The organism is Nocardiopsis mwathae, assembly GCF_014201195.1.
In the GTDB taxonomy this organism is placed as follows: domain Bacteria; phylum Actinomycetota; class Actinomycetes; order Streptosporangiales; family Streptosporangiaceae; genus Nocardiopsis_C; species Nocardiopsis_C mwathae.
In genome coordinates this window covers 3,067,735-3,081,870 of the sequence record NZ_JACHDS010000001.1, presented here as the reverse complement: position 1 = coordinate 3,081,870, position 14,136 = coordinate 3,067,735, and the positions used below count along the sequence as shown (strand labels likewise).

Genomic DNA, 14,136 nt, shown 5'->3' with positions numbered 1-14,136 from the left:
CGGTGCGACGGTGGTCCCGCCTTCCAGTGTCGTGGACCGCCTTTCGGTTCCGCCGGCGGAACCGAAAGGCGGCCGCCTCCGCGGTTACAGCGGCGTGACGTAGGCGCCGGAGATCCCGCCGTCGACCAGGAAGTTCGACGCGGTGATGAAAGAGGCGTCGTCGCTGGCCAGGAACGCCACGGCGGCCGCGATCTCCTCCGGTTCGGCGAACCGGCCGAAGGGCACGTGTACCAGCCGCCGCTGGGCGCGCTCGGGGTCCTTGGCGAACAGTTCCGTGAGCAGCGGCGTGTTGACCGGCCCGGGGGACAGCGCGTTGACGCGGATCCCTTCGCGGGCGAACTGCACGCCCAGCTCCCGGCTCATCGCCAGCACCCCGCCCTTGCTGGCGGTGTAGGAGATCTGCGAGGTGGCCGCGCCCATGGTGGCCACGAAGGAGGCCGTGTTGACGATCGCCCCCCGGCCCTGCTCGCGCATGTGCGGCAGGGCGTACTTGCAGCACAGGTAGACCGAGGTCAGGTTGACCTCCTGCACGCGGCGCCAGGCGTCGATCCCGGTGTCCAGGATGGAGTCGTCGTCGGGCGGGGAGATCCCGGCGTTGTTGAACGCCACGTCCACGCGCCCGTAGACGTCCTTGACCTCGGCGAAGGCGGCCTTGACGGCCTCCTCGTCGGTGACGTCGGCGGCGATGGCCGACCCGCCGGTCTCCTCGGCGACGGCGTCTCCCGCCTCTCGGTCGAGGTCGACGGCGACGATGGTCGCGCCCTCGGAGGCCAGCCGCAGCGCGGTGGCCCTCCCGATCCCGCTGCCCGCGCCGGTGATGACGGCGACACGGCCCTCGAATCGTTGCATGTGCGCTTGCTCTCCCTGATCGGTTCAGGTGTCGTCGGAGACGAACACGGTCTTGGTGTCGGTGAAGGCGTCGAGCGCGTCGGGGCCGAGTTCGCGGCCGATCCCCGACTGCTTGAACCCGCCGAACGGCGTCCAGTAGCGAACGGCCGAGTGCGAGTTGACCGACAGGTTGCCCGCCGTGACCGCCCGTGAGACGCGCAGCGCACGGCCCACGTCGCGGGTCCAGATGGACCCGGCCAGCCCGAACTCGGTCGTGTTGGCGATCCGGACGGCGTCGGCCTCGTCGTCGAACGGCAGCACGCAGACCACCGGGCCGAAGATCTCCTCGGTGAACGCGCGGTCGTCGGGCCCCGGCGGCAGCAGCACGGTCGGCGGGAACCAGAAGCCCGGCCCCTGCGGCGCCGTGCCGCGGAACGCCACCGGTGCGTCCTGGGGGACGTAGGAGGCGACCCGGTCGCGCTGCGCCGCCGAGATGAGCGGCCCCATCTCGGTGGCGGCATCGCGCGGGTCGCCCACCGCGATTCCGGTGACCGCGGGTTCGAGCAGCTCCATGAACCGGTCGAACACCTCGCGCTGCACCAGCAGCCGCGAGCGGGCGCAGCAGTCCTGTCCGGCGTTGTCGAACACCCCGCCGGGGGCGGCGGCCGCGGCCTTCTCGATGTCGGCGTCGGCGAAGACGATGTTGGCGCTCTTCCCGCCGAGCTCCAGGGTCACCCGCTTCACGTCGTCGGCGCAGGCGGCCATGATGCGCTTGCCCACGGCGGTGGACCCGGTGAACGTGATCTTGTCGACGCCGGGGTGGCGCACCAGCCGCTCCCCGGCGACCGGCCCGGCTCCGGGCAGCACCTGAAGCACGCCCTCGGGCAGGCCCGCCTCTGCGGCGAGTCGGCCGATGCGGATCGCGGTGAGCGGGGTGAGCTCGGCCGGCTTGACGATGACGGTGTTGCCGGCCGCGAGGGCGGGGGCGGCGCCCCAGGCGAGGATCGGCATCGGGAAGTTCCACGGCACGATCACGCCGACCACCCCCAGCGGTTCGGCGAAGGTGACGCTCCATCCGCCGGGCACCGGGATCTGCCGCCCGGTGTTGCGCTCGGGCGCGGCGGCGAAGTAGGAGAAGACGTCGCGTGCGTTGGCGGCCTCCCAGCGGGCCTGGCCGATGGGGTGGCCGGCGTTGCGCACCTCCAGGGCGGCGAGCTCCTCGGCGTGCGCGTCGATCGCCGCGGCGACCTCGCGCAGCAGCCGCGCCCGGTCGCCGGGCGCCATGGCCCGCCACGCCGGGAAGGCGGCGCGGGCGCGAGCCACGGCGGCGTCGGTCTCCTCCTCGGAGGCCAGGGGGACGGTGGTGATCGCCTCCTCGGTGGCCGGGTCGATCACGGTGTAGGACGTTTCGCGGGTCATCGTGTGGCTTCCCCTCGGCCCTTTTCGTCGACCTCGGGGGAACGGCCCGGATTCCCGACGCGATTCGGGCCGTTCCCCCGAGGCCGACGAAAAGGGTGGTGTCATGGTCGGGTCAGAGGCGTTCGAAGCCGCGGTAGAGCTCCCAGTCGGTCACCGCGGCCTCGTAGGCGGCCAGCTCCACCCGGGCGTAGTTGGCGTAGTGCGCCACGACCTCGTCGCCGAAGGCGGTGCGCGCCAGCTCGCTCTTCTCCCACAGCTCCAGGGCCTCGCGCATGGTGGTGGGCACGGTGGGCAGGCCGGAGGTGTAGGCGTTGCCGGTGGTCGGATCGCCGGGTTCCAGCTCCCGGTCGATGCCGTCGAGCCCGGCGGCGATCAGCGCGGCCGTCGCCAGGTAGGGGTTGACGTCGCCGCCGGGCACCCGGTTCTCCACGCGCAGCGACGGCCCGTGTCCGACGAGCCGCAGCGCGCAGGTGCGGTTGTCCACGCCCCAGGCCACGGCCGTGGGTGCGAAGCTGCCGGGCACGTAGCGCTTGTAGGAGTTGATGTTGGGCGCGAGGAACAGGGTGAGCTCGCGCAGCGCGGCCAGCTGCCCGGCGAGGAAGTGGCGGCCGGGCTTCGACAGCCCTTGGCCCTCGGCGAGCACGGGGCCGCCGTCGTCGCCGCGCAGTGAGATGTGGATGTGGCAGGAGTTGCCCTCGCGTTCGTCCGGCTTGGCCATGAAGGTGACGGCCATGTCCTCCTGGGCGGCGATCTCCTTGGCCGCGTTCTTGTAGACGGCGTGGTTGTCACAGGTGGCGACGGCCTCGTCGAAGCGGAACGCGATCTCGTGCTGGCCGAGGTTGCACTCGCCCTTGGCCGACTCCACGTACATCCCGGCGCCGCCCATCTCGGTGCGGATCCGGCGCAGCAGCGGCTCGACGCGGGCGCCGCCCAGCACCGAGTAGTCGACGTTGTACCGGTTGGCCGGGGTGAGGTCGCGGTACCCGCGGTTCCAGGCGTCCTCGTAGGAGTCGCGGTAGACCACGAACTCCAGCTCGGTGCCGACCATGGCCCGCCAGCCGCGCGCGGCGAGCCGGTCGGTCTGCCGCCGGAGGATCTGGCGTGGGGAGGCGGCCACCGGGGAACCGTCGTGCCAGGTGAGGTCGGCGTTGACCATGGCCTGCCCCTGCTGCCAGGGGGTGCGGCGCAGCGTGGCCGGGTCGGGCCGCATGACGAAGTCGCCGTAGCCGGTCTCCCACGACGACATGGCATAGCCGTCGACCGTGTTCATCTCCACGTCCACGGCGAGCAGGTAGTTGCACCCCTCGGTTCCGTGGTCGAGGACTTCCTGCAGGAAGTACCGGCCGGAGAGCCGTTTTCCCTGGAGCCGCCCCTGCATGTCGGTGAACGCCACCAGGACGGTGTCGATGGCGCCTGACTCGATCTCGGCGCGCAGCCGGTCGAGGGTCAGTGGGGGACCGCCGTCGTTCGCTCGCACGTCGAGCTCCTTTGGTTCAACAACAGACCATTTCCCGAATGGAAGCAGTCGCGCGGCGGCGTGTCAATGGGCGCGCCCGGCCGACATCGGCGTGAAACGCGCACGTCATGCGCGGTGCGTGACGCGCCTCCACGCTGCGCCGAAAGTCCGCCGGCCCCCCTTGACAGTGCTGATGTGTCCAGCTCATAGTCACCGCTTAACACCAAAAGGACCGACCTAATACCTTTGCGTCCCCGCCGGGTCCGGAGGTTGCGGGCGGGGGACGGTCCCCGGCACTGCACACGCACGAGTGAGGGGAACATCCGTGGCAATCGAACGCAGACCAGGGGAGCGACCCACAACCCATGTCCACGGCGCCGACTACGCCCGGGTCGGCGACGACTACCTGCGACGGCGGCAGCTCAGGCGCGGCGCGGCGGGATGGCTGCTGCTCGCCGGGCTCGGCGTCTCCTACGTGATCTCCGGTGACTTCGCCGGATGGAACTTCGGCATCGCGGAGGGCGGTTGGGGCGGCCTGCTCATCGCCACCGTGCTCATGGGCACGATGTACCTATTCATGGTGCTGGGCCTGGCCGAACTCGCCTCCGCACTGCCCACCGCCGGGGCCGGCTACGGCTTCGCCCGCCGCGCGCTGGGCCCGCTCGGCGGCTTCGCGACCGGCACCGCGATCCTCATCGAGTACGCCATCGCCCCGGCCGCCATCGCCGTGTTCATCGGCGGCTACGTCGAGGCGCTGGGCCTGTTCGGCATCACCAACGCCTGGCCCGTCTACCTGGTCTGCTACCTCGTCTTCGTCGGCATCCACCTGTGGGGCGTCGGCGAGGCGCTGCGGGTGATGTTCGTGATCACCGGCGTCGCGCTGGCGGCGCTGGCGGTGTTCGTCATCGGCATGGTGCCCAAGTTCGAGGTGGCCAACCTCTTCGACATCGCCCCCACCGACGCCGCCGGGGCCAGCGCGTTCCTGCCGCACGGCTACATGGGTGTGCTCGGCGCGTTCGTCTTCGGCATCTGGTTCTTCCTGGCGATCGAGGGCGTCCCGCTCGCCGCCGAGGAGGCCCGCGACCCCAGGCGCGACATGCCGCGCGGCATCATCGCCGCGATGGGCGTGCTGCTGGTGACCGCGTTCGCCATGCTCATCCTGGCCCCCGGCGGGGCCGGCGCCGCCACCCTGGCCGACTCCGACAACCCGCTGCCCGAGGCGCTGCGCGCGGCCTACGGCGGCGACACCCTCCTCGCCGACGTCGTCAACTACGTCGGCCTGGCCGGACTCGTGGCCTCGTTCTTCTCCATCATCTTCGCCTACTCCCGGCAGCTGTTCGCGCTGTCCCGGGCCGGGTACCTGCCGCGTTGGCTCTCGGTCACCGGCCGGCGCAAGACGCCCTACATGGCGCTGATCGTCCCCGGCACCATCGGCTTCGTGCTGGCCGCCGCGGTGGCCAACGGCGACCAGCTGATCAACATCGCCGTCTTCGGAGCGACCGTGTCGTACGCCCTGATGATGGTGGCGCACATCGTGCTGCGCCGCCGCGAGCCCGGCCTGGAGCGCCCGTACCGCACCCCCGGCGGGACGCTGACCACCGGCATCGCGCTGGTCCTGGCGCTGTGCGCGGTGGCGGCCACGTTCGCCGTGGACATGGTGGGCGCCGGGATCGCCGCCGCGATCCTGCTCGCCTTCCTGGCCTACTTCTGGTTCTACTCGCGGCACCGCCTGGTGGCCGACGCGCCGGAGGAGGAGTTCGCGCTGCTGGAGCGCGAGGAGGCGCGGCTCAACTGAGGATGGGCCCGACCACCGGACCGCGGCGCCGCCGCGGATCACCCGGGAACACCTGCGCCGCGGCTCCGGTATCGGGCACCATGGACGGGTGGACGCACAACACGTAGAGGTACTGCGCGAGATTCTGGGGTCGACCCCGTGGGTCGAGCGCTCCGAGGACTTCGCCCGTGCGCTGCGCGCTACCCGCACCCCCGGCGGCCTGCTGCTCGTGGGCACGCCCGAGGAGGAGCCGTGGCACCTCGCCGCGCACCTGGACGACGAGAGCCGCTACGCCGGGCTGCCCCAGCTCTCCCCGAGCCTGGTGCGCTGGCAGCCGCCGCCGGGAGCCCCCGCGCACCTCGGCATCGGTATGGAGCGGCTGGCCGAGGTCCGGCGCGGGGAGACCCTGTTCGTGGTCAATCCGGGCGAGGAGGCGCCGGTTCCGCTGCTGGAACGGGTCGACGATGCGCGCCGCACCGGCGCCACGGTGCTCGCCCTCGACCAGGGGGACCGCGAGCTCACCTCGCTGGCGCACGACGCCATCACGCTGTCGCCCGACACCGCGCCCCTGACCTTCGAAGGACTGCAGCACCTGGTCAGCAGTGCGGCCGGCCACCAGGACGGGCGCCGCAAGGGCGGCCTGCGCGACCGCCTCTCCCGCTTCCTGGACGTCGTCAGCGGTCCGCGCGTGCCCGACTGACCGCGGCCGGGGCGGTGGTGCGGCCGCGGGTCAGCGGTCGCGCTCGTCCTGCTCGTCCCAGGCCTCGTTGCGCTCGGCGGCGATGTGCAGCGCGTTGGTCGCGGTGGCCTCGTCGGGGTAGGGGCCGAGGCGGTACTTGTTCGGGCACCCCGGTCCCCTCTCGGGCTTGCTGTGCTTGAGGCAGTACCACCACTGCAGCCCGCCGCTGACGTTGTCCGGGTCGCTCATGTGCTCTCTCCTGGGGGATGATCCGTTCCCACTCCACAGTCCTCGCATCCGGATCCTTACCCCAGCGCCGCGCGTGTGACGCGGATCGGAAAGTGGAGCGTAGGAACTACACTTTCCAGTCATGACGACTCCGCTGGTTCCCGGGCGCATCTCGCCGCCACGTTCGGTCCCCTCACACATCGTGCGGCCGGAGTACGTGGGCAGGAAACGCCCGATCGAGGGCGTGCTGGGCGACGTCCAGACGCCCGAGACCATCGAGGCGATGCGGGTCGCCGGGCGCATCGCGGCCCAGGCCGTCCAGGAGGTCGGCAAGCACATCCGGCCCGGCGTGACCACCGACGAGCTCGACCGCATCGGCCACGAGTTCCTCATCGACCACGGGGCCTACCCCAGCACGCTGGGCTACAAGGGCTACCCCAAGTCGCTGTGCTCCTCGCTCAACGAGGTCATCTGCCACGGCATCCCCGACGACACGGTCATCTCCGACGGCGACATCGTCAACATCGACATCACCGCCTACATCGGCGGCGTGCACGGCGACACCAACGTCACCTTCCTCGCCGGGGACGTCGACGAGGAGTCGCGGCTGCTGGTCGAGCGCACGCGTGAGGCCCTGATGCGGGCCATCAAGGCCTGCCGCCCGGGCCGCCGGATCAACGTCATCGGCCGGGTCATCGAGTCCTACGCCAAGCGGTTCGGCTACGGCGTGGTGCGCGACTTCACCGGCCACGGCGTCGGCCCCGAGTTCCACTCCGGCCTGGTGATCCCGCACTACGACGACCCGCGCGCGACCACTGTCATGGAGCCCGGGATGACGTTCACCATCGAGCCGATGATCACCCTGGGTGCGATCGAGTACGACATGTGGGACGACGGCTGGACCGCGGTCACCGCCGACCGCGGGCGCACCGCCCAGTTCGAGCACACCCTCGTCATCACCGACGACGGCGCCGAGATCCTCACCCTTCCGTAGCGGTCCGGTCGCTGCGGGTGGCGGTCTCGATTTCGTTCCGCCCGATCGCGGGTGAACGGATGCGGCGGCGGCGCCCCGGGGGTTAGGGTCGGTGCTCGTGAGGATCCTCATCTCCGCCGATATGGAAGGCGCCACCGGGGTCACCTGGTCCGCGGACGTGGACCCGGGGACGGAGCAGTGGCAGCGCTGCCGGTCGATGTTCACCTCCGACGTCAATGCCGCCATCGCCGGATTCTTCGCCGGAGGGGCCACCGGGGTCCTGGTGAACGAGGCCCACGCCACCATGCGCAACCTGCTGCTGGAGCGGATCGACGAGCGGGCCGTGATGCTCACCGGGCGGCACAAGGACCTGTCCATGGTCGAGGGCGTGCAGCGCGGCGACATCGACGGCGTGGCCTTCCTCGGCTACCACTGCGGCGCCGGGGCGGAGGGCGTCCTCGCCCACACCTACCTGCCCAACTCCATCACCGGCGTGTGGCTCCAGGGCGAGCCCGCCAGCGAGGGGTATTTGAACTCCTACGTCGTGGCCGAGTACGGCGTCCCCGTCGTGCTGGTCACCGGTGACGACCGGGCCTGCGCGGACGCCGCGACCTACGCCCCGCGCGCCCGCACGGTCGCCGTCAAGGACTACGTCTCCCGCTACGCGGCCGTCTGCCGCCCGCCGGCCCGCACCGCCGCCGACATCGCCGCGGGGGCCGAAGAGGCCGTCGCACTCGCCGGGCGCCTCGATCCCGTCCGCCACGGACCGCTCACCCTGGAGGTCGAGGTCGACGCCGCGCACCTGGCCGGCGCCGCGGCCACCGTCCCCGGCGTCGATCAGGTCGCCGAGCGGCGGGTCCGCTGCACGTCACCGGACGCCTACGAGATGATCCGCGCCTTCAAAGTGATCTGCACCCTGATCTCCAACGCGGTGGAGTCGCCCTACGGGTGACGAGGGTGCGGCGCCGGTCCGGGGGGACCGGCGGGGCCCGCACGGGCCCGGGGCGAAGAGGTCCGGTCGACGAACGGGGGGCGCGATGCTGCGCGGGAACGACAGCGACGGCGGTGCGGACGGCGCGGAGGAGGGGGCGGCGGATGCCGCCGCTGACCGGGCGGTCGTGGACGACGAGGTCGTCCGCTTCACCTCCGACCTCATCCGCATCGACACCACCAACCGGGGCGACGGCGCCTGCCGGGAGCGGCCCGCCGCCGAGTACGTCGCCGAGCGGCTCGCCGAGGCCGGCCTCGACCCGCTCATCCTTGAGTCGGCCCCCGGACGCGCCAACGTCGTCGCCCGCGTCGGCGGCGCCGACCCGCTGGCCCCGGCGCTGCTCGTACACGGCCACCTCGACGTCGTGCCGGCCGACCCCGACCAGTGGACGGTGCACCCGTTCGCCGGCGAGGTCCGCGACGGCATGGTGTGGGGCCGCGGCGCCATCGACATGAAGAACGCCGACGCCACCATGGTCGCGCTCGCGCGTTCCTGGGCGCGCACCGGGCGGCGGCCGCACCGCGACATCGTGCTCGCCTTCACCGCCGACGAGGAGGGGACCGGCGCCTACGGTGCCGAGTGGCTGGCGCGCGAGCACGCCGGGCTGTTCGAGGGGTGCACCGAAGGCGTCAGCGAGTCCGGCGCCTACACCTTCCACACCCGCACCGAACGGGGCGGCCCGGCGCGGCTGTACCCGATCGGCGCCGGCGAGCGGGGCAGCGCCTGGCTGACACTGACCGCCGGCGGCACGGCCGGGCACGGCGCCAAGGTCAACCACGACAACGCGGTCGGCGCGCTCGCCGCGGCCGTCGCGCGCATCCAGGAGCACCGGTGGCCGGTCCGGCTCACCCCCGTCACACGGGCCGCGATCACCGAGATCGGCGCCGCCCTGGGCATCAAGGTCGACCTGGACGCGGCCGACTTCGACGCCGACCGCGACCTCGACGCCCTGCTGGACCGGTTCGGCCCGGCCGCCAAGCTGGTGCGCGCCACCGTCCGCAACAGCACCAACCCGACCATGCTGCAGGCCGGGTACAAGGTCAACGTCATTCCGGAGACGGCGACCGCGGGCGTGGACGGCCGCGTCCTGCCCGGCGCCGAGGAGGACTTCCGGGCCACCCTCGACGATCTCACCGGCCCGCGGGTGGAGTGGGACTACCACCACCGCTCCGTCCCGCTGGTCTCACCCGTGGAGTCGCCCACGTACGCGGCGATGCGCACCGCCCTGCTCGCCCACGACCCCGACGCACACGTGGTGCCCGTGTGCCTGTCGGGAGGTACCGACGCCAAGCAGTTCTCGGTGCTCGGTATCACCGGCTACGGCTTCACCCCCCTGCGGCTCCCGCCGGAGCTCGACTACGGCGCGCTCTTCCACGGAGTGGACGAACGCGTACCCGTGGACGCGCTCCGGTTCGGCGCCCGCGTCATGGACAGGTTTCTCACCACCGTCGAGTAGCAAGGAAAGCAGGCACCGGTGTCCAAGCGTTCCCTCCCCTTCGGCTGCTGGCCCTCACCGATCACCGCCACGGACGTCGCCCGGCACGAGGGCGCCCCCAACTGGCCGGTGGCGCTCGGAGAGGAGGTCTGGTGGGCCGAGCCGCGGCCGAGCGAGTCCGGCAGGGTGGCGCTGTGCCGGACCCGGCTCGACGACCCGGCCGGCGGCACCGAGACGGTCCTGCCCGCCCCCTGGAACGCGCGCAGCCGCGTGCACGAGTACGGCGGCCGCTCCTATGCGCTGCTGCCGGGCAGGGCGGGCGCGGCCGTGGTGTTCAGCGAGTTCGGAGACCAGCGGCTGTACCTGTTCGACCCGGCGGCCGGCGCCGCGCCCCACCCGCTCACCCCCGACCCCGCGATGCCGGGCGCGCTGCGCTACATCGAGCCGGTCGTGAGCCCCGACGGCGCCGGCGTCCTGTGCATCCGCGAGGAGCACACGGAAGGGGACGGGCCGGAGGCGGTACGGCGCGCGATCGTGTCGGTCCCGCTCGACGGGTCGGCCGCCACCGATCCGGCGGCCGTCCGCGTGGTCGCCGCCGACCACCACTTCCTGGCCTGCCCCCGCCTCTCCCCGGACGGTGGCCGCCTGTCCTGGATCGGCTGGGACCACCCCGACATGCCGTGGGACTCCACCGAGCTCAGAGTCGCCGATCTCAGAGACGGCCGCGCCACCGGGGCGCGCACCGTGGCCGGCGGCGCGGGTCAGTCCGTCGTCCAGGCCGAGTGGGGCGACGCCGCCACCCTGTACTGCGTCACCGACCCGGACGGCTGGTGGAACCCGCACCGGATCACCCTGGACGCCGACGGCGCGGTCGCCTCCGGTCCGGACAGCCTCGTGGGTGTGCGCCGCGAGGAGTTCGGCGGCCCGCTCTGGCAGCTCGGCGCGTGCTGGGCGGTCCCGCTGCCCGACGGCCGCCTCGCCGCGGTCCACGGCACCGCCGCCACCCGCCTGGGGCTGCTGAGCCCCGACACCGGCGAGGTCGCCGATGTGGACACGCCGCACACCGAGTGGTCGCCGAAACTGGCCCTGGCCGGCGCCGACGGCGGCACGGTCGTCGGCATCGCGGCCGCGCCCGACCGACCCGTCGCGCCGGTCGCGGTCGACCTCGCCGACGGCTCCTGGCGCACCCTCAGCGCGGGCGGAACCGAGAGCGCGCCCTTCGCCGCGTTCCTGCCCCGCCCCGAGGCGCGGGTGTTCACCGGCGTCGGCGGACGCGAGGTGCACGCCAACCTCTACCCGCCCCACCACCCCGAGGTCACCGGCCCCGCGGGGGAGCGCGCACCCTACGTCGTGTGGGTGCACGGCGGACCCACTAGCCGCACGCCGATGATCTACGACCAGGAGGTCGCCTACTTCACCAGCCGCGGCATCGGCGTCGTGGAGGTCAACTACGGCGGCTCCACCGGATTCGGCCGCGCCTACCGGGAGCGGCTGCGCGGCGGCTGGGGCGTCGTCGACGTCGAGGACAGCGTGTCCGTCGCCCAGGGGCTGGTCGCCGAAGGGCTGGCCGACCCGGCGCGGCTCGCCATCCGCGGCGGCAGCGCGGGCGGGTTCACCAGCGCCGCCGCCCTCGCCTTCAGCGACGTGTTCCGCTGCGCCGCGATCCAGTTCCCCATCGTCGACCTGGCCGGATGGCGCACCGGCGAGACCCACGACTTCGAGTCGCACTACCCGGAGAGCATCGTCGGCCCCTGGCCGTCGGCCCGAGACGTCTACGAGCGCAACTCGCCGGTGGACCACGCGGAGGACGTCACCGCGCCGTTCGTGCTGCTGCAGGGGCTGGAGGACGAGATCTGCCCGCCGGTGCAGTGCGAGCGCTTCCTGTCGCGCATCCGGGGCCGCGGAGTCCCCCACGCCTACCTCACATTCGAGGGAGAGCAGCACGGGTTCCGCCGGGAGGACACCATCCGCACGGCGCTGGAGGCCGAGCTGTCGCTCTACGCCCAGGTCTTCGGGTTCGAGACCGACGTGCCGCGGGTGGAGCTGCGCCCATGACCCCCGCCGTCCGCCCGCCGCGGCTGCGGCCCGGCGACCGGGTGTCGGTCGTCGCCCCCTGCGGCCCGGTCACCGCCGACCGGCTCGACGCCGCCCTGGACACGGTGCGGGGGTGGGGCCTGGACGTGGTCTGCGGGGCGCACGTGCGCGAACGCCACCCCACCCTGCCCTACCTGGCCGGAGACGACGCCGACCGCGCCGCCGACCTGCAGGAGGCCTGGACGGACCCCGGCACCGCCGCGGTGCTGTGCGCCCGCGGCGGCGACGGCGCGCACCGCATCCTGGACCTGCTGGACTTCGACGCGCTGCGGCGCGGCCCCGCCAAGGTCCTCGTCGGGTTCAGCGACATCACCGCCCTGCACGAGGCGTTCGCGCTGGAGCTGGGCGTGGCCACCCTGCACGGGCCGGTCATCGCGACCCAGTACTTCGTCGACGACGAGGTGGCCCAGTCCGAACTGCGGGCGACCCTGTTCGAGCCGGAGACGCGGCGCACCCTGGCCCCACCCGCGGCCGAAACGCTGGTGGGCGGCACCGCGCACGGCGTCCTCATCGGCGGGAACCTCAGCCTGCTCTGCGGCGGGCTGGGCACGCCCCGCAGCCGGTCGTCGGCCGCGGGCGGCATCCTGCTGCTGGAGGACGTCCAGGAGGACATCTCCCGGATCGACCGGATGCTCACGCAGCTGCTGCGCACCGGTTGGCTGCGCGGGGTCGCCGGAGTGGTCCTCGGGTCCTGGACCGACTGCGACCCCGGGCCCGAGCAGATCCGCGCGCTGATGCTGGACCGACTCGCCCCGCTGGGGGTCCCGGTGGTCGGCGGGTTCGGGTTCGGTCACCTGCCCGGTCAGCTCACCGTTCCCCTGGGGGTCACCGCGACCCTCGATGCCGACGCCCGCACGCTGCGCCTGGACGAGCCCGCGCTCGCCTGAACCGCAGGGGATCCGGGGCGCCGCGGCGTCCCGGACCCGGCCGATCGGCCGGGTCCGGGACGGCCGATCGCCTCACGCGAGGGAACGGCCACCTACTTTCGGCCTATCCGGACTCTAACCGTGCGGATGATGTGCGCTAACGGTCGGCTGCCCATACTCGGAAGGGAGAAGGACCGGACAGCGAGGTGAAGGGGAGTAGGTGGTCGACATGGTGACGATCTCTACGCACCGCAACGGTGCATGGCAGTGCGTCGACGTGCCGGGCACGTCGGACGACGGCCCCGTCGGCGCACGGCGCCTGTTCCACATCGCCCGCGGGGTCATCGGCTCGCTGTTCGCCGCAGAGCTGGTGCTGCCCGAGGCCGACCCGCAGGAGGTGCGGTCGCTGCTCATCGAAGCGGGGTACCTCGACGCGGCCGCGCTCCCCGACGAGCGGCGCCCGGCACTGGTCGCGTTCCAGCGCGCCTCCGGGCTGCGCGCCGACGGCCACGCGGACGGCCGCACCGTCTCGGCCCTGGCCCGGGTGGCCCGGGAGCGGCGCGAGATGCGCGACCTCGGCCTCGCCTGAACCGGCCCCTCCTTCTCGACCTCCACTCGCCTCGGCCTACCCCAGGAAGGCGCGCAGCAGCGCGGCCGTGCCGTCGAGGTGCTCCACGACGGCACGCCGCGCCCCGTCGGGGTCGCGGCGCCGGATCGCCTCGACGACGGCCCGGTGCTGGCGGCTGGCGTGCTCCAGGTTCTTCGACAGGATCGGCATGGCGTTGAGCAGGTCGTTGATCCGCATCCGGGTGTCGGCCAGCGCCGAGGACAGCGACGGGGACCCGGTCAGCTCGGCCAGCGTCAGGTGGAACACCGTGTCGCAGCGGCGGTAGTCGTCGGTCGAGGCGCGGTCCACCGCGGCGAGGCGGGCCAGCAGCAGCTCCTCCTGGCCGGCGGTGAGCCCGGCCGCGGCCAGCCGGACCGCGGCGCCCACCTCCAGCGCCTCGCGGAACACGAACAGGTCGTCCAGGGAGCCGTCCATCCGGGCGAGCAGCCGCTGCGCCTCGGCCCGGCTCGGCGGCGGCGGGACGTAGGTGACGAACGTGCCGCCGAACCGGCCCCGCCTCGACTCCGCGTACCCGGATTCCTGCAGCGCGCGGATGGCCTCGCGCAGCGTGATCCGGCTGATGCCCAGCCGACTCGCGAGCTCGCGCTCGGGCGGGAACCGCTCGCCCTGCGCCACGACCCCCAGCTTGATCGCGGACAGCAGGCGCTCCACGGTCTCCTCGAACGCGTTTCCGGAGCGCACCGGCCGGAATACGGCGTCGGCCGCCGGTTCCCCGAACCCACCGGCGGACCCGGCCTCCGGCTCGGACACGCTCACCTCGATCTC

Annotated in this window: 13 protein-coding genes; 8 read left to right on the top strand and 5 right to left on the bottom strand. The window is 73.0% G+C overall.

Annotation, left to right across the window (positions count from 1 at the left end; genetic code table 11):
- Nucleotides 1-84 precede the first annotated feature (84 nt).
- The 3 genes from HNR23_RS13330 to HNR23_RS13320 form a co-directional block, all read right to left on the bottom strand.
- Nucleotides 85-849 (bottom strand): 3-oxoacyl-ACP reductase, encoded by a 765-nt coding sequence (locus HNR23_RS13330; protein ID WP_184075897.1) that lies wholly within the window; start codon nucleotides 847-849, stop codon nucleotides 85-87.
- Nucleotides 850-873: 24 nt separating this feature from the next.
- Nucleotides 874-2,247, bottom strand: coding sequence for an aldehyde dehydrogenase family protein (locus tag HNR23_RS13325; protein ID WP_184075896.1), 1,374 nt, complete (start codon nucleotides 2,245-2,247; stop codon nucleotides 874-876).
- 112 nt (nucleotides 2,248-2,359) lie between these two features.
- On the bottom strand, nucleotides 2,360-3,724 hold the full coding sequence (locus tag HNR23_RS13320; protein ID WP_184075895.1) for a type I glutamate--ammonia ligase: 1,365 nt from the start codon (nucleotides 3,722-3,724) through the stop codon (nucleotides 2,360-2,362).
- Between the two features lie 304 nt (nucleotides 3,725-4,028).
- Between HNR23_RS13320 and eat the strand changes: the two genes are divergently transcribed.
- Nucleotides 4,029-5,498, top strand: coding sequence for an ethanolamine permease (eat, locus tag HNR23_RS13315; protein ID WP_343070547.1), 1,470 nt, complete (start codon nucleotides 4,029-4,031; stop codon nucleotides 5,496-5,498).
- An 88-nt stretch (nucleotides 5,499-5,586) separates the two neighbouring features.
- Entirely contained in the window at nucleotides 5,587-6,177 is a 591-nt protein-coding gene (locus HNR23_RS13310) for a hypothetical protein (protein WP_184075894.1), read from the top strand.
- 30 nt (nucleotides 6,178-6,207) lie between these two features.
- On the opposite strand, the gene HNR23_RS13305 is transcribed toward HNR23_RS13310, so the two are convergent.
- Complete coding sequence (locus HNR23_RS13305; protein WP_184075893.1) at nucleotides 6,208-6,405, bottom strand: hypothetical protein; 198 nt, start codon at nucleotides 6,403-6,405, stop codon at nucleotides 6,208-6,210.
- 121 nt (nucleotides 6,406-6,526) lie between these two features.
- Between HNR23_RS13305 and map the strand changes: the two genes are divergently transcribed.
- The 6 genes from map (at nucleotide 6,527) to HNR23_RS13275 (ending at nucleotide 13,332) form a co-directional block, all read left to right on the top strand.
- Nucleotides 6,527-7,378, top strand: a complete 852-nt coding sequence (gene map / locus HNR23_RS13300; protein WP_184075892.1) for a type I methionyl aminopeptidase — start codon at nucleotides 6,527-6,529, stop codon at nucleotides 7,376-7,378.
- 97 nt (nucleotides 7,379-7,475) lie between these two features.
- Nucleotides 7,476-8,309: a M55 family metallopeptidase gene (locus HNR23_RS13295; RefSeq protein WP_184080272.1), complete on the top strand. Its 834-nt coding sequence runs from the start codon at nucleotides 7,476-7,478 to the stop codon at nucleotides 8,307-8,309.
- An 85-nt stretch (nucleotides 8,310-8,394) separates the two neighbouring features.
- Nucleotides 8,395-9,804, top strand: a complete 1,410-nt coding sequence (locus tag HNR23_RS13290; RefSeq protein ID WP_184075891.1) for a M20/M25/M40 family metallo-hydrolase — start codon at nucleotides 8,395-8,397, stop codon at nucleotides 9,802-9,804.
- Nucleotides 9,805-9,822: 18 nt separating this feature from the next.
- Nucleotides 9,823-11,838 carry a prolyl oligopeptidase family serine peptidase gene (locus HNR23_RS13285; RefSeq protein ID WP_184075890.1) on the top strand — a complete coding sequence of 672 codons (2,016 nt, stop codon included), beginning with the start codon at nucleotides 9,823-9,825 and terminating at the stop codon, nucleotides 11,836-11,838.
- Nucleotides 11,835-12,764: a S66 peptidase family protein gene (locus tag HNR23_RS13280; protein ID WP_184075889.1), complete on the top strand. Its 930-nt coding sequence runs from the start codon at nucleotides 11,835-11,837 to the stop codon at nucleotides 12,762-12,764. Before HNR23_RS13285 ends, HNR23_RS13280 begins: the two co-directional genes overlap by 4 nt.
- 208 nt (nucleotides 12,765-12,972) lie before the next feature.
- Entirely contained in the window at nucleotides 12,973-13,332 is a 360-nt protein-coding gene (locus HNR23_RS13275) for a hypothetical protein (protein ID WP_184075888.1), read from the top strand.
- 36 nt (nucleotides 13,333-13,368) lie between these two features.
- Here HNR23_RS13275 and HNR23_RS13270 read toward each other — a convergent pair whose 3' ends face one another.
- Nucleotides 13,369-14,121 carry an FCD domain-containing protein gene (locus HNR23_RS13270; RefSeq protein WP_184080270.1) on the bottom strand — a complete coding sequence of 251 codons (753 nt, stop codon included), beginning with the start codon at nucleotides 14,119-14,121 and terminating at the stop codon, nucleotides 13,369-13,371.
- Nucleotides 14,122-14,136 lie beyond the last annotated feature (15 nt).

Excerpts from the sequence above, each read along its gene's own strand:
- HNR23_RS13275 (WP_184075888.1), top strand. The coding sequence starts at position 12,973 with ATGGTGACGATCTCTACGCACCGCAACGGTGCATGGCAGTGCGTCGAC.
- map (WP_184075892.1), top strand. The coding sequence starts at position 6,527 with ATGACGACTCCGCTGGTTCCCGGGCGCATCTCGCCGCCACGTTCGGTC.
- HNR23_RS13305 (WP_184075893.1), bottom strand. The coding sequence starts at position 6,405 with ATGAGCGACCCGGACAACGTCAGCGGCGGGCTGCAGTGGTGGTACTGC.
- HNR23_RS13280 (WP_184075889.1), top strand. The coding sequence starts at position 11,835 with ATGACCCCCGCCGTCCGCCCGCCGCGGCTGCGGCCCGGCGACCGGGTG.
- HNR23_RS13290 (WP_184075891.1), top strand. The coding sequence starts at position 8,395 with ATGCTGCGCGGGAACGACAGCGACGGCGGTGCGGACGGCGCGGAGGAG.
- HNR23_RS13330 (WP_184075897.1), bottom strand. The coding sequence starts at position 849 with ATGCAACGATTCGAGGGCCGTGTCGCCGTCATCACCGGCGCGGGCAGC.
- HNR23_RS13325 (WP_184075896.1), bottom strand. The coding sequence starts at position 2,247 with ATGACCCGCGAAACGTCCTACACCGTGATCGACCCGGCCACCGAGGAG.